This is a genomic window from Phocaeicola coprophilus DSM 18228 = JCM 13818 (assembly GCF_000157915.1).
Classification (GTDB): Bacteria; Bacteroidota; Bacteroidia; order Bacteroidales; family Bacteroidaceae; genus Phocaeicola; species Phocaeicola coprophilus.
Window position 1 is genome coordinate 1 of record NZ_EQ973700.1, and the last position, 694, is coordinate 694.

The following is a 694-nucleotide window of genomic DNA, read 5'->3' on the forward strand; positions in this document are numbered from 1 at the left end:
AAAGTCCATGCTCAAACTTGCGTTTCGTGCCTGCATAATCTTTCAGTTTTACTCCCTTTAGTTCAGCTTGGCACGCTTCCAGTATGCGAAGAACTATTCTTTGTTCGTGTATGGACATGTCTTGCTGTTTTGACCATGTATATACCCATGAAACAACAACATCTTTATTCTTGGTAATAGGTAGTTTCTTTTTCATAAACGATTGATTTGCTGCAAATATACACAATCCCCACATTAAAACAAAAAAAGAGGGGTAAAACTCCCAAAGTGTGGGGACTAATTTACTTTTAAACTCCCAAAGTGTGGGGACTAAACTCCCAAAGTGTGGGGAAACACATGTTCTAATCCCTTTATTTATGGGCGTTTGCGAAGAAGTGATAGAGCATATTACAGACGATGCTTATAACAGACAAGGGGAATTTATAGAGCTAAGTGGTTGATTTACTGTCGGAAAAAGAAAAACGATAGGGAAAAAGAGCAAAGCAAAACCAACCAACGGGCGGTAGGATTGGAAACGGGTTTTTATGGCGTGTACACGTTTGTGTACAAAATGTTTGTATTTTATTGAAATATAGCTATCTTTGTGCTGAATTTAAAAGCAAACAGATATGGAAGCATTATCAGTAAGAGAATACCGTAACAACCTCGCAGCGTCTTTCACCAAAGCTGACAATGGCGAGCAGGTACTAATTCG

The 694-nt window shown here is 38.6% G+C and carries 1 pseudogene; it reads right to left on the reverse strand.

The features are described from left to right. A pseudogene (locus BACCOPRO_RS17060) lies at positions 1 to 196 on the reverse strand (replication initiation protein); the annotation flags it as partial. Positions 197 to 694 lie beyond the last annotated feature (498 nt).